Source organism: Pseudomonas sp. UBA3149 (assembly GCF_002364655.1).
Classification (GTDB): domain Bacteria; phylum Pseudomonadota; class Gammaproteobacteria; order Pseudomonadales; family Pseudomonadaceae; genus Chryseomonas; species Chryseomonas luteola.
Genome location: NZ_DEYV01000047.1, coordinates 104,891 through 125,485 on the forward strand (window position 1 = coordinate 104,891; position 20,595 = coordinate 125,485).

At 52.3% G+C, this 20,595-nt stretch carries 19 protein-coding genes; 8 read left to right on the forward strand and 11 right to left on the reverse strand.

Translation table 11 applies throughout. The features are described from left to right. Window positions 1–154 precede the first annotated feature (154 nt). The gene (locus B3729_RS23920; RefSeq protein ID WP_286789184.1) at window positions 155–2,668 is read left to right on the forward strand and encodes a bifunctional diguanylate cyclase/phosphodiesterase; all 2,514 of its coding nucleotides are present in this window, start codon (window positions 155–157) and stop codon (window positions 2,666–2,668) included. 18 nt (window positions 2,669–2,686) lie between these two features. On the opposite strand, the gene B3729_RS23925 is transcribed toward B3729_RS23920, so the two are convergent. From B3729_RS23925 to B3729_RS23975, 11 genes are all read right to left on the reverse strand, one after another. Beyond that, entirely contained in the window at window positions 2,687–3,646 is a 960-nt protein-coding gene (locus B3729_RS23925; RefSeq protein ID WP_286789185.1) for a GlxA family transcriptional regulator, read from the reverse strand. A 3-nt stretch (window positions 3,647–3,649) separates the two neighbouring features. Continuing rightward, entirely contained in the window at window positions 3,650–4,414 is a 765-nt protein-coding gene (locus tag B3729_RS23930) for an ABC transporter ATP-binding protein (protein WP_010797676.1), read from the reverse strand. Between the two features lie 57 nt (window positions 4,415–4,471). Continuing rightward, window positions 4,472–5,170 (reverse strand): ABC transporter permease, encoded by a 699-nt coding sequence (locus B3729_RS23935; protein WP_010797675.1) that lies wholly within the window; start codon window positions 5,168–5,170, stop codon window positions 4,472–4,474. Next, window positions 5,167–5,856, reverse strand: a complete 690-nt coding sequence (locus B3729_RS23940) for an ABC transporter permease (RefSeq protein ID WP_010797674.1) — start codon at window positions 5,854–5,856, stop codon at window positions 5,167–5,169. The genes B3729_RS23935 and B3729_RS23940 overlap by 4 nt, the downstream gene beginning before the upstream one ends. Before the next feature lie 90 nt (window positions 5,857–5,946). Next, window positions 5,947–6,726 carry an ABC transporter substrate-binding protein gene (locus B3729_RS23945; RefSeq protein ID WP_010797673.1) on the reverse strand — a complete coding sequence of 260 codons (780 nt, stop codon included), beginning with the start codon at window positions 6,724–6,726 and terminating at the stop codon, window positions 5,947–5,949. A gap of 395 nt (window positions 6,727–7,121) precedes the next feature. Further along, on the reverse strand, window positions 7,122–9,083 hold the full coding sequence (gene acs, locus B3729_RS23950) for an acetate--CoA ligase (RefSeq protein ID WP_286789186.1): 1,962 nt from the start codon (window positions 9,081–9,083) through the stop codon (window positions 7,122–7,124). A 269-nt stretch (window positions 9,084–9,352) separates the two neighbouring features. Continuing rightward, window positions 9,353–9,769 carry an alternative ribosome rescue aminoacyl-tRNA hydrolase ArfB gene (arfB, locus tag B3729_RS23955; RefSeq protein ID WP_074827520.1) on the reverse strand — a complete coding sequence of 139 codons (417 nt, stop codon included), beginning with the start codon at window positions 9,767–9,769 and terminating at the stop codon, window positions 9,353–9,355. A 75-nt stretch (window positions 9,770–9,844) separates the two neighbouring features. Continuing rightward, window positions 9,845–10,477, reverse strand: coding sequence for a DsbA family protein (locus tag B3729_RS23960; RefSeq protein ID WP_286789187.1), 633 nt, complete (start codon window positions 10,475–10,477; stop codon window positions 9,845–9,847). Window positions 10,478–10,480: 3 nt separating this feature from the next. Continuing rightward, window positions 10,481–11,431, reverse strand: a complete 951-nt coding sequence (locus B3729_RS23965) for a rhodanese-related sulfurtransferase (RefSeq protein ID WP_286789188.1) — start codon at window positions 11,429–11,431, stop codon at window positions 10,481–10,483. A gap of 137 nt (window positions 11,432–11,568) precedes the next feature. Further along, window positions 11,569–11,883, reverse strand: coding sequence for a BolA family protein (locus tag B3729_RS23970; RefSeq protein WP_010797668.1), 315 nt, complete (start codon window positions 11,881–11,883; stop codon window positions 11,569–11,571). Window positions 11,884–11,896: 13 nt separating this feature from the next. Further along, the gene (locus tag B3729_RS23975) at window positions 11,897–12,424 is read right to left on the reverse strand and encodes a DUF2059 domain-containing protein (RefSeq protein ID WP_239383634.1); all 528 of its coding nucleotides are present in this window, start codon (window positions 12,422–12,424) and stop codon (window positions 11,897–11,899) included. 288 nt (window positions 12,425–12,712) lie between these two features. On the opposite strand from B3729_RS23975, the gene B3729_RS23980 reads away from it, so the two are divergent. From B3729_RS23980 to cyoE, 7 genes are all read left to right on the forward strand, one after another. Further along, window positions 12,713–14,107, forward strand: coding sequence for a class II fumarate hydratase (locus tag B3729_RS23980; RefSeq protein ID WP_286789189.1), 1,395 nt, complete (start codon window positions 12,713–12,715; stop codon window positions 14,105–14,107). Next, complete coding sequence (locus B3729_RS23985; RefSeq protein WP_074827529.1) at window positions 14,100–14,720, forward strand: NAD(P)H-dependent oxidoreductase; 621 nt, start codon at window positions 14,100–14,102, stop codon at window positions 14,718–14,720. Before B3729_RS23980 ends, B3729_RS23985 begins: the two co-directional genes overlap by 8 nt. A 1,067-nt stretch (window positions 14,721–15,787) precedes the next feature. Beyond that, window positions 15,788–16,705 (forward strand): ubiquinol oxidase subunit II, encoded by a 918-nt coding sequence (gene cyoA, locus B3729_RS23990; protein ID WP_010797664.1) that lies wholly within the window; start codon window positions 15,788–15,790, stop codon window positions 16,703–16,705. Between the two features lie 3 nt (window positions 16,706–16,708). Beyond that, complete coding sequence (cyoB, locus tag B3729_RS23995) at window positions 16,709–18,688, forward strand: cytochrome o ubiquinol oxidase subunit I (RefSeq protein WP_286789190.1); 1,980 nt, start codon at window positions 16,709–16,711, stop codon at window positions 18,686–18,688. A gap of 4 nt (window positions 18,689–18,692) precedes the next feature. Further along, entirely contained in the window at window positions 18,693–19,307 is a 615-nt protein-coding gene (locus B3729_RS24000) for a cytochrome o ubiquinol oxidase subunit III (RefSeq protein ID WP_010797662.1), read from the forward strand. Then, window positions 19,307–19,645, forward strand: a complete 339-nt coding sequence (gene cyoD, locus B3729_RS24005; protein WP_010797661.1) for a cytochrome o ubiquinol oxidase subunit IV — start codon at window positions 19,307–19,309, stop codon at window positions 19,643–19,645. Before B3729_RS24000 ends, cyoD begins: the two co-directional genes overlap by 1 nt. 11 nt (window positions 19,646–19,656) lie before the next feature. Further along, on the forward strand, window positions 19,657–20,544 hold the full coding sequence (cyoE, locus tag B3729_RS24010; protein WP_010797660.1) for a heme o synthase: 888 nt from the start codon (window positions 19,657–19,659) through the stop codon (window positions 20,542–20,544). Window positions 20,545–20,595 lie beyond the last annotated feature (51 nt).

Here is a 20,595-nt window from a genome sequence, read left to right on the forward strand (position 1 = left end):
GCCAAGCTCACTAGGCCTGCTAGTTTAATATCTGTTTTAGCTGAATTATTTCACACATCAGTCGACATCTTATAGGATGCCTCCCCTCCCTAAGAGTGGCCATCTGCCATCAATGCCTATATTTCAAGACCACTCTGCGCCGCCTTTGCCTACTATGCTCAGTACTACTTTTACCCGTCGCGTATTCCCTCTGGTTACAGTATTGCTGTTCCTGATGTTTTCGCTCGCATGTGGGCTGTTGATCCACAACGCTCGTAGCCAGGATCAACAGGCTCAGGCAGACACCTTATACGCTGCTCAAAAAGCCCTTGAAGACCTGAATACAAGCATAAAAAAGGATATATCTGACTATTCCAAATGGGGTGAGCTTTACAAGAACATGCACCTTAAGCTCAACATCAGCTGGGCGTATGACGGAGAAAACCTGGGCGAGTCGATTTATGAGCTCTATGGCTTTCAGGGATTACTTGTTCTAAATGCGCAGGACAAAACCGTCTATTCACTGTTTGAGGGTGAGCAAACACCTCTTGATGCCCGGCAATGGTTACAAGGCGATGTTGACGCTCTACTGAACAAGGCACGCGCGCCTGAAAATAAGGAAGAGGTAGTCAGTGAACTCCTGAAAGTCGACTCAGTACCTGCCATCGTTGCGGCTGGATCTATCACGCCAGGAAAAGACCCAACCGTTAAGGAGCGGCCCGGTACCCGCTCAGTACTTCTCTTCGTCAATATCCTTACACCAGACAAGCTCAAGGCGCTGGGTACGCAATATGGATTAGTCAATCTGCGGACTACACAGACGCCTCAGATTGAAGGCTCGTCCACGCTTCGTCTAGCACCTGGCGCTGATAGCTACTTGGCCTGGGACCCGCCACGTCATGGGCAGACGCTGCTTGACTCGATTCTTCCCTACTTCGGTATCGCGGGTCTCATGCTGATCGCGTCAACCTGGCTAGTCCTGCGTAATGCACTTTCTACGGCACGATTCATGGAAGCTCATTACGTTGAATTGACTCAGAGCAAGGAAGCTTTGGCGGTTAGCGAGGAGCGCTTCAGAGACGTAGCAGAAGCCGCGTCAGACTGGCTGTGGGAAATCGATGCTCAGTACCGCCTGACCTATCTTTCAGGGCGCTTCGAGGAAGTTACAGGCACTACACCTGAGCAGTGGCTTGGCAAAAACCTTAATGAACTGCTGACAGCAGACCATGAGTCATTGACAACATGGCTGAACCATCGAAGGAACGCCTCTACATCTACTCCACTCGTCTGTCATTATCATGACCGACAAGGTAAGCAGCGGACCTGCCGTGTCTCGGCGCGACCGATAAAAGACGGCACGCAAGGGTTTCGCGGCACGGCCAGCGATATTACTGACGAGGTCAAGGCGCTAGCTCAGGTAAGGCACCTGTCTCTGCATGATCCCTTAACCGATCTGCCCAATCGCAACCGTTTGAACGAGTTTCTAAAAAAGCATGTAAGCCCATCAACACGCGTTGCCCCTGTGGCCTTGTTAAGTGTGGATCTGGATCGCTTCAAACCGGTCAACGATGCGCTGGGTCATGCAGCGGGCGACAGAGTGCTCAGGGAAGTGGCCAAGCGCCTGCGTAATTGCATTCGAGAAGCCGATCTAGTCGCGCGGGTCGGTGGTGATGAGTTTATTGTCGTGATGACCCGCCTTCAGAACCATGAAGAAATCTCTGCACTGAGCTCACGAATCATTGATCAGCTCCATCAGCCTATCAAAGTGGATGACCAGACCGTGTTTATCGGAGGAAGCATAGGCGTTGCACTAGCGCCCTCTGATACAAATAACGCAGAGGAGCTTCTGCGGCTCGCCGATATTGCGCTTTATCAGTCCAAGGCTGCGGGCCGTAATACATGGCGCTTCTACTCCCACGAAATGAACGAGCTGATTACCAGCCGTCGACGCTTGGAGAACGATCTCCGTCAGGCGTTGGAAAGAGAAGAATTGAGCCTCTATTTTCAGCCACGTTATTCGCTTACGGGAAATCGGCTGACCGGGTTCGAAGCGCTATTACGCTGGCAGCATCCTGAGCATGGCATGCTGCTACCCGATAGTTTCATTGCGCTGGCAGAAGACACCGGCCTTATCGTTCCCATAGGAAACTGGGTACTGAAACGTGCCTGCCACGTAGCTGTCAACTGGCCACAACCGGTGGGTATTTCTGTGAATCTCTCGCCCCGACAGTTTGGTCGCCACGACCTGATCAATCAGGTACAAAATGCGCTGACCGAGAGTAGGCTAGACCCTTCCAGACTTGAATTAGAAATTACCGAGCGCGTCATGCTGGACGATGCTGACGGAGCGCTGGAGACACTCAACAGCCTGAAGGCGCTCGGGATACGTCTCCACATGGACGATTTTGGTACAGGCTTTTCTTCTCTGGGATACCTGCGCAGCTACCCCTTTGATGGCATCAAGATAGACCGCAGCTTTGTCGCTGGTATCGGTACGAACCCAGACGATCGCGCTATCGTCCAGGCCATCATTACGTTAGGCCAATCCCTTGGCATGACGGTTACGGCTGAAGGCGTAGAAACAGCAGAGCAACTTGAGCACCTACGTGGCGATGCCTGCGACGAGGTACAGGGCTTTCATTTCAGCAAGGCATTACCTGCGCATGAACTATCTCTACTATTTGGCTGAGCAAGCCCAAGCCGCGGCTCAACGTTCGGTAACAACCGCGACATCCGGTCCTGCCCCACGCCGCTGATTACGATCATCACGCGGCGTTACACCAAAGAAATTTCGGTAGGCGCTGGAGAAGTGAGGCCCCGACGAAAAACCGCACGACAACCCAATTTGAATAATGGATTTGCTGGTCTGCATCAGCATCTTGCGTGCCCGATTCAGCCGAAGCTCCAGATAGTATTGGCTTGGCACACGTGACAGGTACTGCTTGAAAATACGCTCGAGCTGACGACGTGACACGCAGACATGCTGTGCGATTTCATCAGTGGTAAGCGGCTCTTCAATATTGGCCTCCATGAGCATGACTGCCTGGGTCAGCTTTGGATGACTGGAGCCCAGCCGGTTTTTCAGCGGAATTCGCTGGCGCTCATTACCCTCGCGGATTCGCTCGACAACCAGCTCTTCCGAAACAACACCAGCCAGGTCCGCCCCATGGTCATGGCTCAGCATGGCCAAGACCATGTCCAGGATAGCCAGGCCACCACAGGCAGAGAGCCGGTCACGGTCCCACTCAAACAGATGATTGGTTGCGATAACCTTGGGATACTGCTCTGTGAAATCATCCAGCCAGCGCCAGTGCACCGCAGCGCGGTACCCGTCAAGCAGACCTGACTGCGCCAGCGGAAATACGCCTGCTGAAATGGCCCCTACCTGCACTCCGGATCGAGCGCACTGCTTTAGCGCCGTACTCAGCGGGACCGAGAGTGATTGTGGAATCTCATCCGCCAACAAAAACACTCTTTGGAAGTGCTCCAGTTGAGCGGGCCAGGAGATATGCGTTAAGCGCTGTTCGGCCTGATCGATGCGTATCAATTCAAGCACGTATTCAGCGCTGGTCTGCTGCCGTCTAGCCACTCGAAAGGCTTCTTCGGCCAGGGCTACCGTCAAAGGGCGGGTTTCGGGCCAAATCAAAAAGCCTATACGAATGGCCATATGTTATTTCAAGCTGCCAGACAGGAATTGTTGTAGTCGCACACTGCTCGGATTAGCCAGGACTTCACGAGGATTGCCAGACTCCTCGACGCGCCCCTGATGCAGAAAGATAACCTGATTGGAGACCTCTCTGGCAAAGCCCATCTCATGGGTAACCACCACCATGGTACGCCCTTCAAGCGCCAGATCACGCATCACCTTGAGCACCTCTCCTACCAGCTCAGGATCCAGCGCAGAGGTAGGTTCATCAAACAGCATGACTTCAGGCTCCATGGCCAGCGCGCGAGCTATTGCTACGCGTTGCTGCTCGCCTCCCGACATATGGGCAGGGTATGCATCCTTACGATGAGATACCCCGACCTTGGCCAGATAACGCTCAGCTCGCTCGATGGCTTTAGCCTTGGGAACACCCAATACATGAATTGGCGCCTCGATCACGTTCTGCATCACCGTCATATGTGACCATAGATTGAAATGCTGAAACACCATCGCCAAGCGCGAGCGCATCTTCTGCAGCTGCTTGGGGTCTGCCGCCTTGAGCGCACCCTGCTTGGTGGACTGCAGCTTGAGCTCTTCACCATTAAGCAGGATTTTGCCCGCGTGGGGCTGTTCCAGCATATTGATGCAACGCAGCAACGTCGATTTACCCGAGCCGCTGGAGCCGATGATACTGATGACATCGCCGGCCTTGGCCGCAAGCGAAACCCCCTTGATCACCTCATGATCACCGTAACGCTTGTGTAGATCCTGTATTTCAAGTTTGAACATGGTTTCAAAGCCTTGATTAGTCTAGCCAGTGCACAGGCCCCGGCTCGTACTCGATATTTAATGTTTACGAGGCGCCAGATAGGCGAGCCAGTGCCGCTCGGCCAGTTTGAATAGCCGGACCAGAATAAACGTCAGCGCAAGGTAGAACACGCCGGCGGTGACATAGGCCTCGAAAGGCAGATAAAACTGGGAGTTGACTGTACGGGCTGCGCCGGTAATGTCGACCAGGGTTACGATCGAGGCCAGACTAGTCGTCTGCAGCATCATGATGACCTCATTGCTGTACTGAGGCAGTGCGCGACGCAATGCAGAAGGTAATACGATCCGCCGATACATGAGCGAACGGGACATTCCCATCGCCTGAGCCGCCTCGATCTCACCGTGCGGCGTTGCCTTCAAGCTACCCGCAATGATCTCGGCGGTATAAGCGCTCGTGTTGATGGCAAAGGCCAGGCATGCACAAAACGTGGCGTTCGAGAGCCAAGGCCAGAGCCAGCTTTCCCTTATCACCTCGAATTGAGCCAAGCCGTAATAGATCAGGAAAAGCTGCACCAAGCCTGGTGTTCCTCGAATTACATACGTGTAAAGCCAGGCAGGAAAATTGATCAGAATACGCTTGGATACCCGCATAAACGCCAGCGGGATGGCAGCGGCCAGCCCAATGACCAGAGAAACAGCCAGCAACTTCAAGGTAACCAGAAGCCCGTTAAAATAAAGCGGCAAATTTTCCCAGATGACGTTGTAGTCAAAGATCATAGGTCAGCCACCTTAACGCCTGCGGAATAACGTCTTTCAACAAGCCTCAACAACAGAAGCGACACGCTGGTGATAATCAGATAAAGCGCCGCAACAGCCACGTAAAACGTGAAGGGCTCGCGGGTAGCATCGGCCGCCTGCTTGGCTTTGAACATCATGTCCTGCAGTCCCACCAGAGAGATCAGCGCGGTTGCCTTGGTCAGTACCAACCAATTATTGGTAAATCCAGGGATGGCCAGTCGAATCATTTGCGGGACAAGAATTCGGAAAAATACCTGGATGCCGCTCATGCCATAGGCAACACCCGCTTCAGCCTGCCCTTTTGGAATACCCAAAAAAGCGCCTCGAAAGGTTTCGGACAAATATGCGCCGAAGATGAAACCCAGGGTAAAAACACCTGCTGCAAAAGGATTGATATCTATGTAATCGTCATACCCCACCATAGGAGCCAGACGATTGATCAAATCCTGACCACCGTAGAAGATCAGCAGAATCAATACCAGGTCGGGAATTCCCCGGATGACTGTCGAATAAAGATCGCCCAGCCAAGCCAGCCAGCGTACCGGTGAAAGGCGAAAGGCAGCGCCAGCCAGACCCAGGCCGCAGGCCAACACCATGGATATCAGGGCCAGCTGTATGGTAAGCCAGGCACCATCGACAATATTCGCCCCGTAGCCGTTGAGCATAGTGGACAACTCCTCAGCGCAACAAAATCAAGCGCCCAGATACAAAACAGGCGCGATGGCAGTGAAGCCACCACGCCTCATCAGGATTCGTTAATTTCCGTAAATATTGAAATTAAAGTATTTGTCCTGAATTTTCTTATACGTACCGTTCTCGCGAATGGTGCTGATTGCAGTGTTCAGCTTTTCTTTCAGCTCACCGTCGTTCTTGCGTACAGCGATACCGATACCTTCGCCAAAATATTTGGGATCATTGAAGTCAGGCCCGGTAAAGGCAAACCCTTTGCCTGCATCAGTTTTCAAGAAGCCGTCGTCCAGCAAGGTAGCATCGGCCAATGTGCCGTCGAGACGGCCCGCAGTCAGATCAAGATAGATTTCATTCTGAGAGCTATAGCGGGTGATGCTCACGCCGGCAGGCTCCAGCACCTCAGTAGCAAAGCGGTCATGAATACTGCCACGCTGTACACCCAGCTTCTTACCCTTCAGGTCAGTCTTGATATCGTTGACCTGAGCGCCTTCCTTCATCACCAGCTTGGCTGGCGAATTGTAGTACTTATTGGTGAAGTCAACGGAACGCTTACGTTCATCGGTGATGGACATCGATGACAGGATCATGTCGATCTTGCGTACCTTGAGTGCAGGGATAAGACCATCAAACTCCTGCTCAACCCACTGGCACTTGACCTTCATTTCGGCACATAGCGCGTTACCGATGTCATAGTCAAAACCCACAATGCTGCCGTCGGCTGCTTTCGAGGCAAAGGGCGGATACGCTGCTTCAATTCCGATGCGAACCGGCTTGCCATCGGCCGCTACAGATACGTTGGTGAGTACAGACAGCGCGAGAGCGCCAAGCAATGCCAGCTTTTTCATGCAAGCTCCTACGAAGGAATGGGCTGCGGACGTTAGTTAATAGCCCAGGCTACCAATACGCATGGCAATACTCTATGCACATGCATGGCACCAGCAATGCAGCAGCGTGGGTAGCGGCATTCTAGCGGCAGCCTAGTAAGGGTTATTTCGTCTATGCGACAAGTAATTACAGAAGGGTTTTAGACAGACCTAAACAGTCTTGACAGGCTATACGATAGCATGCTTGAAAAAAATTAAAAATAGATATACGAAGCAATAAGCGCGCCCAAGGACAATATTTCCTTATGAAACCGCTGCTTAGCTCAAACCGTGTAGAGAGAGGGAAGAGAGAATGCGCCGAAATGAAGCCTAGATGTTACTCATGGCCTCATTTCGGCGCATCCATTGTTACGCACTCATGCTACAGCCTGAGTCATGCCACGATGGGTATCAACAAGCTGCTGAACAACACCTGGATCGGCTAAGGTTGAAATGTCGCCCAACGCATCATATTCACCTACAGCAATCTTGCGCAGGATCCGACGCATGATTTTTCCGGAGCGTGTTTTGGGCAGCCCCGGCGCCCACTGAATAATGTCAGGCGTTGCGATAGGCCCTATATCCTTACGCACCCACTGCTTGAGCTCTTGACGTAACGCTTCCGAAGGCTCTTCACCTGAGTTGAGGGTAACGTAAACATAGATCCCCTGCCCTTTGAGATCGTGAGGCATTCCTACCACAGCAGCTTCGGCCACCTTGGGATGTGCAACCATTGAGCTTTCAATCTCTGCCGTACCCATGCGGTGTCCCGAAACATTAAGGACATCATCAACGCGACCAGTAATCCAGTAATAACCATCCTCGTCACGACGGGCGCCGTCCCCGGTGAAATACATACCCTTGAATGTCTTAAAATAGGTATCCACGAAACGATCGTGGTCACCGTAGATCGTGCGCGCCTGTCCCGGCCAGGAATCTAGAATAACCAGATTGCCCTCCGCAGCCCCTTCAATAATATTGCCTTCATTATCAACAAGCGCTGGCTGAACACCAAAGAAAGGCCGTGTAGCGGAGCCAGGCTTCAAGGCCGTAGCGCCAGGCAATGGACTGATCAGAATTCCGCCCGTCTCGGTCTGCCACCAGGTATCAACAACCGGGCAACGCTCTTGTCCTACGGTTTTGTAGTACCAGTGCCACGCCTCAGGGTTGATCGGCTCACCTACTGACCCCAGCAGGCGCAGACTTTTACCATCGGCCCCTCGAACAGCCGCATCCCCCTGGGCCATCATCGCCCGGATAGCCGTCGGAGCGGTATACAGAATATTTACCTGATGCTTGTCGATAATCTGGGCGACACGGGCTACGTCCGGGTAGTTGGGGACCCCTTCGAACAATAATGTGGTAGCCCCATTGGCTAAAGGCCCGTAGACAATGTAGCTATGACCGGTAATCCAGCCTACATCAGCCGTACACCAATAAACCTCGCCTGGCTTATAGTCGAACACCCGCTCATGCGTGAGTGACGCATAAACCATATAGCCGCCAGTAGTATGCATGACGCCCTTGGGTTTACCGGTAGAGCCTGAGGTATACAGGATGAACAGTGGCGCCTCGGCATCCATCTCCTTGGGCTCGCAGTGCGCGGAGGCAACCTGAGTTACGTCGTGATACCAGACGTCGCGGTGCGCATGCCAGGCAATGGGGGCACCCGTACGCTTGCATACAATGACCTTACGAACACAGCATGTATCCGGATTGGCCAAGGCCTCGTCAACGTTGGCTTTCAGAGGTGTTTTCTTGCCGCCTCGGACACCCTCGTCCGCAGTGATGATGACTTTAGAGCGACAGTCACTGATACGACCCGCTAATGACTCGGGAGAAAAGCCGCCAAAGACGACAGAGTGCACCGCACCGATGCGAGCGCACGCCAACATGGCCACCACTGCTTCTGGAATCATCGGCATATAGATGGTGACTACGTCGCCACGGTGTACATCCTGGCCACGCAGTGCATTAGCAAACTTGCAGACCTCTTCGTGCAATTCACGATAGGTAATGTGACGATGCTCGGAAGGATCATCACCTTCCCAGATAATAGCCACTTGATCACCCCGCGTTTCGAGATGGCGATCAAGGCAATTGTAAGACGCGTTCAACGTTCCATCGGCAAACCACTTGATATCGACATGGTGATCGTCAAATGAAGTTTGTTTGACGCGAGTAAATGGCTTTGTCCAGCTGATCCGCTGGGCCTGCTCCCGCCAGAATCCGTCTGGATTAATCACGGACTTCTGATATAGAGCCTTATAGCTAGCGTCATCAGTCAGCGTCAGGGCGGCTACTTCAGGACGTACGGGATAGAGGGATGCGGCACTCATGGCGGTTACCTCAACGGAGAAGTTTGTTGTTTTTGTAGTTCCGTTTTACTGGCTGAGCGCCTTGGTAACTATTCGACAAAGGTCTTAACGGCTATCTCAGTACTGATGCCGCTTGATCATGGACAGGAACGTAAATCGCTGATGTCCCGGTGAAAGACAGCCGAGGCGCCAGATAATCTGATTACCATCAAAAAGACAGACTTACATCAAAAGAAGGGAGTCATGCTCAGGAAACACTGCAGACAAATCAAATGCCTGTACAAGCTCCTCTATGAAAAATCAACCCGGCCACGCCCTGCCTTGACTGCACTGCGCTTGGTCTTTCCTTCGAGTCGTCTCTTTTTGGACGCCAGCGTTGGCTTGGTTGGGCGGCGTGTTTTTTGAACGCGGGTAACACTCTGAATAAGCTCAGCAAGACGCGTTAATGCATCTTCACGGTTCTGCTCCTGCGTTCTGTATTGCTGCGCCTTGAGTACCACAACACCTTCACGCGTAATACGCGTGTCCTGCAGAGCCAGCAGCCTTTCCTTATAAAAATCCGGGAGCGACGAAGCCCGAATATCGAAACGCAAATGAATGGCGCTGGACACCTTGTTTACATTTTGGCCGCCTGCCCCCTGAGCACGCACCGCCGTCAATTCCACTTCAGTATCTGGCAGGGAAACAGTATTGGATATACTAATCATTGATATGCAGCCATAGGCAAGGACGTACCTTGATAGACCTCAAGGGATCATGAGGGTTTAAAGACAATAGGCGGACTAGAACTCAGTACCGCGCACCAACCACATGCCCAAAAGCTCGGAGAGGTTATCGAGGGACTGATAACCATTGGTGACAAGCGCTAGCTGACCCTCACGCTCCGCCAGCAAGGTTGGGAAGCCTGCAATGCCTAAATTGAGAGCCCAGTCAAAGTCCGCCTGGGTTGCGGCTCTTGTTTCTGGGGCATCGAAAGCCGGAGCAAACTCAATGCGAGGCAGTCCTGCCTTCTCCGCCATCTCAACAAGAACAGCCGGCTGGGTAACATCGCGGTTTTCTACATAAAAAGCACGCTGGATAAGCTTTGCCAGCGGCCATACCGCCTGCTCATCCAATCCTCTGGCTGCAACCAGCGCACGACAGGCTGGCTCTGTATCGTAGACAAAGCCTTCAGGCAGTGCATTGTCAATTGTGAAGGGTTGACCTGTAGCTTCTTCGACTGCCTGCCAATAGGACAGGGTACGTACACGAGCGGCGGCATCCATGGCGACTCGCTCTCTACGCAGCCCACCTACGACAAGATGCATAGGCACGCCATAGAGACGTGCCTGCTCAGCCAGTGCTTCCATGACAGGCGCGAACCCCCAGCACCAGGAACACATAGGATCCATCACATAGAGCAATCGCGCCTTCATAGGTCAAGCCTCCTGCGATAGCTTGGAAACCTGTCGGGGATCCCGGCCAATGGGATGCGGCTGATTCCGCTGCCTGGCCAGCTCAATCTGCTTCTGACGCTCACGTGCGCTGATACGTGTTTTTTCTGGCAATGAGTCCCAGCAATGAGGACAGCTAATACCAGGCACGTAGTGCTCAGATTCCCGATCTGCAGCTGATATGGGCGTCCGGCAAGCATGACACTGATCATACTCCCCTTCACTCAGATCGTGCCTGACCGTTACACGGTTATCGAACACAAAACAGTCCCCCTGCCAAAGACTGTCCTCCTGCGGCACCTCTTCCAGATATTTCAGAATACCACCCTTAAGATGATAGACCTCTTCAAAGCCCTCATTGAGCATGAAGCTCGATGCTTTCTCGCAGCGGATACCACCAGTGCAGAACATGGCCACTTTTTTATGACGGGAAGGATCAAAATTCTGCCTGATATACTGAGGAAACTCGCGGAAGGATTTGGTCTTGGGATCCACCGCATTGGTAAAGGTCCCGATACCGACCTCGTAATCATTGCGCGTATCAATCAATACAACATCAGGGTCTGAAATAAGCGCATTCCAGTCTTTCGGATCTACGTAGGTTCCAACCTTCTTGTTGGGATCGACGCCCGGCACGCCCAAGGTGACAATTTCCTTCTTGAGCTTGACCTTGGTCCGATAGAACGGCTGCTCATCGCAATAGGATTCCTTGTGCTCAAGATCAACCAGACGCGAGTCTGCCTTCAAAAAAGCCAGAACCGCATCAATTCCGGCCCGAGAGCCAGCAATGGTGCCATTGATGCCCTCTTGCGCCAGTAGCAGGGTGCCCTTTACCTCATTGTCCAACATGACAGTAAGCAAGGGCTCACGGCGCTCGACGTAATCTTCAAGGGTGACAAATTTATACAGTGCAGCTACAACAATAGAACCAGACATGTCGACTTCTCCAGTGGTCGTCCTCGTAAGGGACGGACCGGTTAATGCACAACGCCGGCAAAGGCCGGCGCTGGAGCGATAAGTCTAAGGAAGCGCGGCGGGCTTGAACAGAGCCCTCAAGCGGATCACAGTCATTTCTAGTCGTGCAGTCCGTCATGCTTGCTGCCACCACGACATGTCGGCGACTCAGGTGCCATTCCTTGTCTGGCCCACTCTTCGGGTGTGTAGGTATGAAGCGCCAGGGCATGAAACTCACCCATCAGCCCACCCAGCGCCCCGTAGACCTTCTGATGCCGCTTAACGGCATTCAACCCTTCAAATTGTTCACTGACCACTACAGCCTTGTAATGGGTTTCCTGACCACGGCTGTGCATGTGGCTTTCGTCAACAACATCAAGATGCTGCGGCTGCAGCATGCTTAACGTTGAAAGAATACGGTCGCGCATACTCATGGATAGGTCTCGCTTATTTCTTAGAACCGCTACCTTCAGGAGCAGCCTGTGGCTTAACACCCAGCTCCTTATCCATATCACTCAGCAGCTTGTTGACCTGGGGAACTGCCTGCTCGAGCTTGCCCTGGGTCAGCTGGGCAGACTGCATGGAGATCTGCGGTAGCGTGTTCATCATTTTCTTACCCAGTGGAGACTGGTAGAAGTCGATCAAGTCTTTCAGCTCGGCTTCACTGAAGTTCTGAGTATAGAGCTTGACCAGATCAGGCTTAACCTTGTCCCAACCAATCGACTTGTCCAGTGTTGCATTAGCACGCGCAACGTAGCTTTCAAGAACAGCCTTCTTGCCCGGAGCCTTGGCCTGGGCGAAATGCTGATCAAACAATTCATGCACTTGGGCATAAACCGGTGTAGTGAGCTTGTCGGCGTTGGCCAGCTTTAGAAACCGCTCGGCTTGGGCAGCATGGCTAGCCGCATCAGCCAGGGCCAGGCCACTGACACCAGAGAGCATCACAGCGGTGCAGACAGCACGAAAAGTCTTCATCGGACATCCTTTAAACATGAATAGCGATAGCTAAAAGATCTGTATTCTGCCCACGTGTTTCCCGATGACTCAAGTCGTATTCCGGCTCCGTTCAGGCAAGCTTCAGCATCTTCAATGGTAAATCCAGCTGAAATCTGACCCGCCTAATGTTTTCGGAACCCACCCCACATCTGAATAGACTAATCACCGATAAGCGCTAGCCTTGGCCCTATTGGTTTCCCATTACTGCTTGAAAGCCTTTCATTGGCCAGCGCGCCGACCACCCAAATTTGCATGCAGGAGAGCATCATGAGCCGTACCGAAACCGACAGCCTAGGCCCTGTAGAAGTCGACGAAAATGCCTATTGGGGAGCTCAGACACAGCGCTCCATGGAAAACTTCGCCATTGGTGGCCAGAAAATGCCGCTGGCGATCGTGCATGCACTTACGCTGATCAAGAAAGCAGCGGCTCGGGTGAATGCAGAGCTAGGCGAATTGCCGCAAGAGATAGCGGACCTTATCGAGCAATCAAGCAATGAGGTGCTTGAAGGGCGTCATGATGATCAGTTTCCCTTGGTTGTCTGGCAAACCGGCAGCGGCACCCAAAGCAATATGAACGTCAATGAGGTGATCGCGGGGCGCGCCAATGAACTTGCAGGCCAGGGCAAGGGTGGCAAGAAGCCTGTGCACCCTAACGACCATGTCAACCGCGGCCAAAGCTCCAACGACTGCTTCCCGACTGCAATGCACATCGCAACCGCACAAGCCGTACTGGGAGATCTGTTGCCTGCTATCGATGAGCTTTCCGGAGGTCTGGCCCAGCAGGCCGCACGCCATATGAGTCTGGTCAAAACTGGCCGTACCCATATGATGGACGCAACACCTATTACTTTCGGCCAGGAAGTATCGGCCTACGTCGCTCAGCTCGACATCGCTCAGAGCGCCATTCGTGCAGCCCTTCCAGCCATTTATGAACTTGCTCAGGGCGGAACGGCAGTAGGAACTGGCCTCAACTCTCCCAAAGGCTTCGACGAGGCTATTGCAAAAGAAATTGCATCACTTACCGGCCTACCCTTTGTCACTGCACCCAACAAGTTTGCTGCCTTGGCAGGTCACGAACCACTTAGCGCACTGTCAGGCGCACTGAAAACGCTGGCCGTAGCCCTCATGAAGATTGGTAACGACCTGCGCCTGCTGGGCTCCGGCCCCAGGGCAGGCTTTGCCGAGGTCAAGCTACCAGCCAATGAGCCTGGCAGTTCCATTATGCCCGGCAAGGTCAATCCAACCCAGGCGGAAGCCTTGACCATGCTGGCCTGCCAGGTAATGGGGAACGATACCACCATCACTTTCGCTGCCAGCCAGGGGCATCTGCAGCTGAACGTCTTCAAGCCTGTCATTGCCCATAACATTCTTGAATCCATTCGCTTACTGGCCGACGGCTGCCGCAATTTCAACAAACATTGCGTAGCCGGCATGGAGCCTGACGCCGAGAAAATGGCAGCTCACCTTGAGCAAGGTCTGATGCTTGTAACGGCCTTGAACCCCCACATTGGTTATGACAAGGCCGCTGAAATTGCGAAGAAGGCTTATGCCGAAAATAAGACCCTCAGAACAGCAGCCCTTGAGCTTGGTCATCTGAACGAGGCGCAGTTCGATGAGTGGGTAAGGCCTGAAACCATGCTGGAAGCAGGCAGCCATGGCTGAGCCAAGAACGGGCGCAACACCTCTAGAGGGCGATGGCAAACGAGTCCTGGTTATCCAGGGCTCGCCCAAGAGCGAAAGCTTCTGTCATGCGCTGAGCGCAGCCTATATACAAGGGGCTCGCCAGCATAATCATGTGGTACGTGAACTACGACTGGGAGAGCTTAGTTTCGACCCGGTACTTCGAGAAGGCTACGATAAGAGCCAGATTCTTGAAGAAGATTTGCTGGAAGCTCAACGACTGATTCATTGGGCAGAACATCTTCTATTTGTTTACCCCATCTGGTGGGGTGGTCTACCTGCCCTTTTAAGCGGCTTTATCGAGCGTGTTTTCTTGCCAGGCTTTGCATTCGCTTATCGCGATCAGATCTGGGGAGGTGAACAACTTCTATCAGGCCGAAGCGCTGACCTTATCGTCACTGCTGACAGCCTGCCTACTCCCTGGAAGCGCCTGAGAGGACTTTCTCCGCATCGCCTCATGATGCGAGAGGCCTTGGATGTGTGTGGCATACAGATTCGTGATCATCTGGAATTCGCACCAATAAGAGCAAGTAGCGAGGAACAACGATTGAGATGGCTTCAAGATGTGCAAAGAATGGGGTCGCACTTGAACTAGAAACCTTTATTAAAAGGTATGCTGCTAAATTAATTACTCGAACTTGATAAATAGTCTTTTAATAAGAAAGCCCCAATATGCATAACAGAACTGACTTCGTAGAAACCAAACCTTATTTGAGTTGCGCTGGCGCATGCTTGTCAGCGCCCTTTCATGACAAAACATAATTTCATATTATGTAACAATCTTTGTTTTTAGCACTCTCGCTTCGACTCCTTTTCCGCTTCTTTTTGTAGTACTTGCCTGCTGTCAATTCCCTACAATCAACAATCTCTCAATCAAGGTGCGACATATTGAAGCAGGCATTGAAAAATCAAGGACTTAGCTAGCTCCTTGTATCGCCTAAAAGCGACTCAATGATAGACGTGAACCCTAGATGAACTTAAACTGCGCACGGCCCGATAAGGCGTGCCTTGAAGCGCTCTTGAGAGAGAAAAAACACCTGATTGATAGCAATATGCCTACATAAGGCAGGGTGATTTTCAACTTGCAACAATATGCTCGCTCGCAAGCAGATGGCTTCAAGTCCACCGGGTTGGTAAGCAAGCGAGATTGGTCCGGATGCTGCCCATTAGCGCGTCCGCATAGGCCTCGTGCTTATTGGTACAGCTTACGCTACCCAAGTTGCAGCGTTATTTTTGGTACACGGCACTGACGTGAATAAGATTCATGGCACGGCCAAGCCTTAAATGTATCCCCTGCTATGCTTGGTAATACCACGAGCGCGTAGCCTGTCTGGGAGAGTCCTGTTTTCCAGTTGCGATCGATTTCAACATTAAGGCCCGAACAAGCCCGCACTCTACGCAGGCTAGGTAAGGAGGACTGGTGAAACGTGCAATCCAGACGTAGGCCCAAGACTGGCTCAGCTTGGCTCAAATGGATTTCGGTCGTAACATATCCTTACATGTGACTCAATGACGCACGACGTCATCGACACGTTTGTAATGACCGTGACACCCAAAGCTTCATCAGCCTGACCTATTTCTGCGCCGCACTTAAATAAGTGATGGTACCGATTACTGGCTGTCCCCCTGAAACGAAGAGTGCCCCTCAACCGAGGTCGTGAGATGAGAAAAAAGAAACATAGTATTTTTTCTAGCCTATTGGCTTTAGGTGCCACTGGTTTACTCAGTGGTTGTAACATGACGCTTTTAGACCCTAAAGGCCCAGTAGGTTTAGAATCAAAACACCTTATATTGACTGCCACTGGCCTGATGTTGATTGTCGTTATCCCAGTCATCGTCATGGCGATCCTTTTCTCAATCAAATATCGCGCCTCCAATAAGGATGCCGATTACGCACCCAACTGGGCGCACTCGACCAAGGTCGAAGTGGTTGTATGGGGTGTTCCGCTGGTGATCGTGGCTATTCTGGCCGTGCTCATCTGGAAGACCAGCCACTCTCTTGACCCTTTCAGGCCACTCGACTCTGACGTCAAGCCGATTACCATCGAAGCTATTGCTACCGATTGGAAGTGGGTTTTCGTTTATCCGGAACAGGGTATCGCTACGGTCAACGAGATTGCATTCCCGGCCAACACGCCGGTTAACTTTCGCATCACCTCCGATACCGTCATGAACACTCTGTTTATTCCGGCCTTGGGCAGCATGGTCTACGCCATGGGTGGCATGCAGACCCAACTGCATTTGATGGCTCATGAAACTGGCCAGTATGGCGGTGGCTCGGCCAACTACAGCGGCGCTGGCTTCTCGGATATGAAGTTCATCGCACACGCTACGACACCTGAAGAGTTCAACGCGTGGGTCGACAAGGTCAAGGCTTCTCCTAAGACACTGAGCTCTGAGGTCTATGCAGACCTGGCCATGCCCAGCGAGAAGCACCCGATCGAGTATTACTCATCCGTGGCTCCTCACCTTTTCCAGGACATCATCGATAAATACTTGAAAGGCGATTACAGCAAGCGTGTAGATCAGGTAATGGATCAGGCAATGAATAAGAGTGCGCACGAAGGTGCGGCGGAGTAAATCATGTTCGGAAAATTAAGTCTCGCAGACATTCCTTATCATGAACCGATCATCGTAGGTGCGGTCGGTGCCATGATTCTGGGTGTGATAGCCGTATTTATCGGCCTCACCTATTTCAAGAAATGGGGTTACCTGTGGTCCGAATGGATCACGACAGTTGACCACAAGAAAATCGGGGTGATGTACATCCTGGTGGCGCTCATCATGCTGCTCCGCGGCTTCTCCGACGCCATTATGATGCGTGCACAGCAGGCTATCGCAGCCGGCGGTGCAGAAGGCTATCTGCCTCCGCATCACTATGACCAGATTTTCACCGCACACGGCACGATCATGATCTTCTTCGTGGCCATGCCGATGGTGACTGGCCTGATGAACCTTGTCGTGCCGCTGCAAATTGGCGCGCGGGACGTTGCCTTCCCCTTCCTGAACTCCTTCAGCTTCTGGGTGTTCGCGGTAGGTGCGATCCTCATCAACCTGTCTCTAGCCATAGGTGAATTCGCAGCAACCGGCTGGGTAGCCTATCCACCACTATCGGGTATTCAATATAGCCCGGGCGTAGGGGTAGATTACTACATCTGGGCATTGCAGCTTTCGGGCCTGGGTACGTTGTTAACAGGTGTGAACTTTGTGGTAACCATTTTAAAAATGCGTACCACTGGCATGACTCTAATGAGAATGCCGATCTTCACCTGGAACGCCCTGTGCACCAGTATTCTGATCGTTGCAGCTTTCCCGATTCTGACCGCCACATTGGCTATGCTCTCGCTTGACCGTTATCTGGGCATGCACTTCTTCACCAACGAGCTTGGTGGCAACCCCATGATGTACGTCAACTTGATTTGGGCGTGGGGTCACCCGGAAGTATATATCCTCATTCTGCCCGCCTTTGGCGTGTTCTCTGAGGTGGCGTCTACATTCAGCGGCAAGCGCATGTTCGGCTACGTATCCATGGTATGGGCTACGCTGGCTATTACCGTGCTGTCCTTTATCGTATGGCTGCACCACTTCTTTACCATGGGCTCCGGCGCTAACGTCAATGCGTTCTTCGGTATCGCTACGACTATTATTGCCATCCCGACTGGTGTGAAGATCTTTACCTGGCTCTTCACCATGTACAAAGGCCGTATCCGCTTCACCACTCCGATGATGTGGACCATTGGCTTCATTATCACTTTCAGTATCGGTGGTATGACCGGCGTTCTGCTGGCTGTTCCAGGCGCTGACTTTGTGCTGCATAACAGCCTGTTCCTGATCGCTCACTTCCACAACGTGATCATCGGCGGTGCCGTCTTCGGTTACTTTGCGGGTGTGGCTTACTGGTTCCCGAAAGCATTCGGCTTCACGCTTAATGAAAAGTTGGGCAAATATGCTTTCTGGTGCTGGTTGGTTGGCTTCTACCTTGCCTTCATGCCGCTGTATGTACTGGGCTTCATGGGTATGACTCGTCGTCTGAACCACTATGACAACCCGGACTGGCATCCTTGGCTGATCGTGGCGGCTATTGGTACTGCCATCATTCTGTGTGGCGTTATATGCCAGCTGCTGCAGTACTACGTCAGCATCCGTGATCGCAAGCTGAACCAGGACGTAACCGGTGATCCATGGGGTGGCCGTACATTGGAATGGTCTACTTCTTCTCCGCCACCTTTCTATAACTTCGCAGAGCAGCCGGTTGTTGATGATATCGACGCGTACTGGGGAGCTAAGGAAAAAGGTCTGGCTGAGCGTAAAGCTGCTGACTACAAAGACATTCACATGCCGCGCAATACAGGCGTTGGATTCATCATGGGTATGTTCAGTCTAGCCCTCGGCTTTGCTCTTATCTGGCACATCTGGTGGCTAGCTGCTGTTGGATTCGTCGGCATGATCGCTACCTTTATCGTTCGCAGCTTCGACGATGACATCGACTACTACGTACCTGCCGCTGAAGTGGCACGTATCGAGAATGAACATCTCCAGAAACTAGCAGCGAGTCAGGCTTAAACTTATGTCTAGTCAAGTTCTTCACAACCAAGTTGCCCATGCTGAGGAGCATGGGCACCACGATGCCGGATCCATGACTGTATTCGGTTTCTGGCTGTACCTGATGACGGACTGCATTCTGTTTGCGACTATCTTCGCATCCTACGCTGTTCTGAGCGGTAGCTTTGCCGGCGGTCCTACCGGTAAAGAAATTTTTGAACTGCCTTATGTTCTGGTAGAAACCTTCCTGCTGCTGTTCAGTAGTATCACGTATGGCTTTGCCATGATCGCTGCACACAAGGAGCAAAAGAGCAAGGCGCTGGGCTGGCTGGCTGTTACCTTCCTGCTCGGCCTTGGCTTCATCGTGATGGAAATCAACGAATTCCATCACCTGATTGCTGAAGGCTTTGGCCCTCAGCGTAGCGCGTTTCTATCTGCGTTCTTTACCCTGGTCGGTACTCACGGTCTGCACGTCACATCCGGTCTGATCTGGATGGCAATCCTGATGATTCAGGTTAGCCAGAAAGGTCTGACTGCGACCAACCAGACCCGCCTGATGTGCCTGAGCCTCTTCTGGCACTTCCTGGACATCGTCTGGATCTGCGTGTTTACCGTTGTATATCTGATGGGGGTTATGTAATGGCTCACGAACACGGACATATTGTCCACGCGGGCTCCAGCCACGGCACTGTGAAGTCGTACATCATTGGCTTCGTTCTGTCCGTTATCCTGACCGTGATCCCATTCGGCATTGTCATGAACCCGGTGTTGTCACAGTCGGCTACGCTGATCGTGATCTGGGTGATGGCACTTGTGCAGATCTTTGTACACCTAGTGTTCTTCCTGCACATGAACACGTCGTCCGAGCAGCGCTGGAATGTGATCGCTTTTGCTTTCACTATTCTGATTACTGTTATCGTGGTCGCGGGCTCGCTGTGGATTATTCACGGCATGCATAGCAACATGCTGGCCCACTAAGAGTCGCTTCGATGATCAAGAAATACCTACTTATAACGAAGCCAGGCATTATCTTCGGCAACCTGATCTCGGTTGCCGGAGGTTTTTTCCTTGCTTCGAAAGGAAGCATCGACTTAGCACTTTTCTTAGCTACCGCAGTAGGGGTGTCTCTGGTCATCGCTTCCGGCTGCGTCTTCAATAACTATATTGACCGTGACATTGATAAGGTCATGGAACGGACGAAAAATCGTGTCCTCGTCCAAGGACTTATCTCTCCAAGTGTCACATTGTCCTATGCCACGCTCTTGGGCATTGCGGGTATCGCGCTTCTTTACTTCAAGGTAAATGCGCTATCCGCAGCCTTTGGGCTCATGGGATTCGTTGTGTATGTGGGTCTATACAGCCTGTGCCTGAAGCGTAAATCTGTGTATGGCACCCTAGTGGGTAGCCTGTCGGGTGCGGCTCCTCCTGTAATCGGCTATTGCGCCGTTAGCAATGAGTTCGATATGGGTGCCGCTATTCTTCTGCTGATTTTCTGCCTCTGGCAAATGCCGCACTCCTACGCTATTGCAATCTTCAGACTGAACGACTATCGGGCAGCTTCAATTCCGGTATTGCCAGTCATGAAGGGTATCCCTGTAACCAAGCGCCATATTACGGTCTATATCCTGGCCTTTCTGGCCGCTACGCTAGCGCTCACGATTGGGGGCTACGCCGGTTATAAGTACTTGGTGGTTGCAGCAGCCATGGGCGTTTATTGGTTGCGCATGGCTCTAATGGGCTACAAGACCAACGATGACAATGCCTGGGCAAGAAAATTGTTCGTCTTCTCCATCGTTACGATCACTGCGCTGAGCGTGATGATGTCAGTAGACTTCAATGTTCCTGCCTCTGAAGTACTGGTAGCGATGGCTCGCTAACAGTGCCTCACCTCAGGGCCTGGACAACTCGTTCAGGCCCTGAGTCCCCTC

Coding starts and splice junctions, on each gene's coding strand:
- B3729_RS23920 (WP_286789184.1), top strand. CDS start 155: ATGCTCAGTACTACTTTTACCCGTCGCGTATTCCCTCTGGTTACAGTA.
- B3729_RS23925 (WP_286789185.1), bottom strand. CDS start 3,646: ATGGCCATTCGTATAGGCTTTTTGATTTGGCCCGAAACCCGCCCTTTG.
- B3729_RS23930 (WP_010797676.1), bottom strand. CDS start 4,414: ATGTTCAAACTTGAAATACAGGATCTACACAAGCGTTACGGTGATCAT.
- B3729_RS23935 (WP_010797675.1), bottom strand. CDS start 5,170: ATGATCTTTGACTACAACGTCATCTGGGAAAATTTGCCGCTTTATTTT.
- B3729_RS23940 (WP_010797674.1), bottom strand. CDS start 5,856: ATGCTCAACGGCTACGGGGCGAATATTGTCGATGGTGCCTGGCTTACC.
- B3729_RS23945 (WP_010797673.1), bottom strand. CDS start 6,726: ATGAAAAAGCTGGCATTGCTTGGCGCTCTCGCGCTGTCTGTACTCACC.
- acs (WP_286789186.1), bottom strand. CDS start 9,083: ATGAGTGCCGCATCCCTCTATCCCGTACGTCCTGAAGTAGCCGCCCTG.
- arfB (WP_074827520.1), bottom strand. CDS start 9,769: ATGATTAGTATATCCAATACTGTTTCCCTGCCAGATACTGAAGTGGAA.
- B3729_RS23960 (WP_286789187.1), bottom strand. CDS start 10,477: ATGAAGGCGCGATTGCTCTATGTGATGGATCCTATGTGTTCCTGGTGC.
- B3729_RS23965 (WP_286789188.1), bottom strand. CDS start 11,431: ATGTCTGGTTCTATTGTTGTAGCTGCACTGTATAAATTTGTCACCCTT.
- B3729_RS23970 (WP_010797668.1), bottom strand. CDS start 11,883: ATGAGTATGCGCGACCGTATTCTTTCAACGTTAAGCATGCTGCAGCCG.
- B3729_RS23975 (WP_239383634.1), bottom strand. CDS start 12,424: ATGAAGACTTTTCGTGCTGTCTGCACCGCTGTGATGCTCTCTGGTGTC.
- B3729_RS23980 (WP_286789189.1), top strand. CDS start 12,713: ATGAGCCGTACCGAAACCGACAGCCTAGGCCCTGTAGAAGTCGACGAA.
- B3729_RS23985 (WP_074827529.1), top strand. CDS start 14,100: ATGGCTGAGCCAAGAACGGGCGCAACACCTCTAGAGGGCGATGGCAAA.
- cyoA (WP_010797664.1), top strand. CDS start 15,788: ATGAGAAAAAAGAAACATAGTATTTTTTCTAGCCTATTGGCTTTAGGT.
- cyoB (WP_286789190.1), top strand. CDS start 16,709: ATGTTCGGAAAATTAAGTCTCGCAGACATTCCTTATCATGAACCGATC.
- B3729_RS24000 (WP_010797662.1), top strand. CDS start 18,693: ATGTCTAGTCAAGTTCTTCACAACCAAGTTGCCCATGCTGAGGAGCAT.
- cyoD (WP_010797661.1), top strand. CDS start 19,307: ATGGCTCACGAACACGGACATATTGTCCACGCGGGCTCCAGCCACGGC.
- cyoE (WP_010797660.1), top strand. CDS start 19,657: ATGATCAAGAAATACCTACTTATAACGAAGCCAGGCATTATCTTCGGC.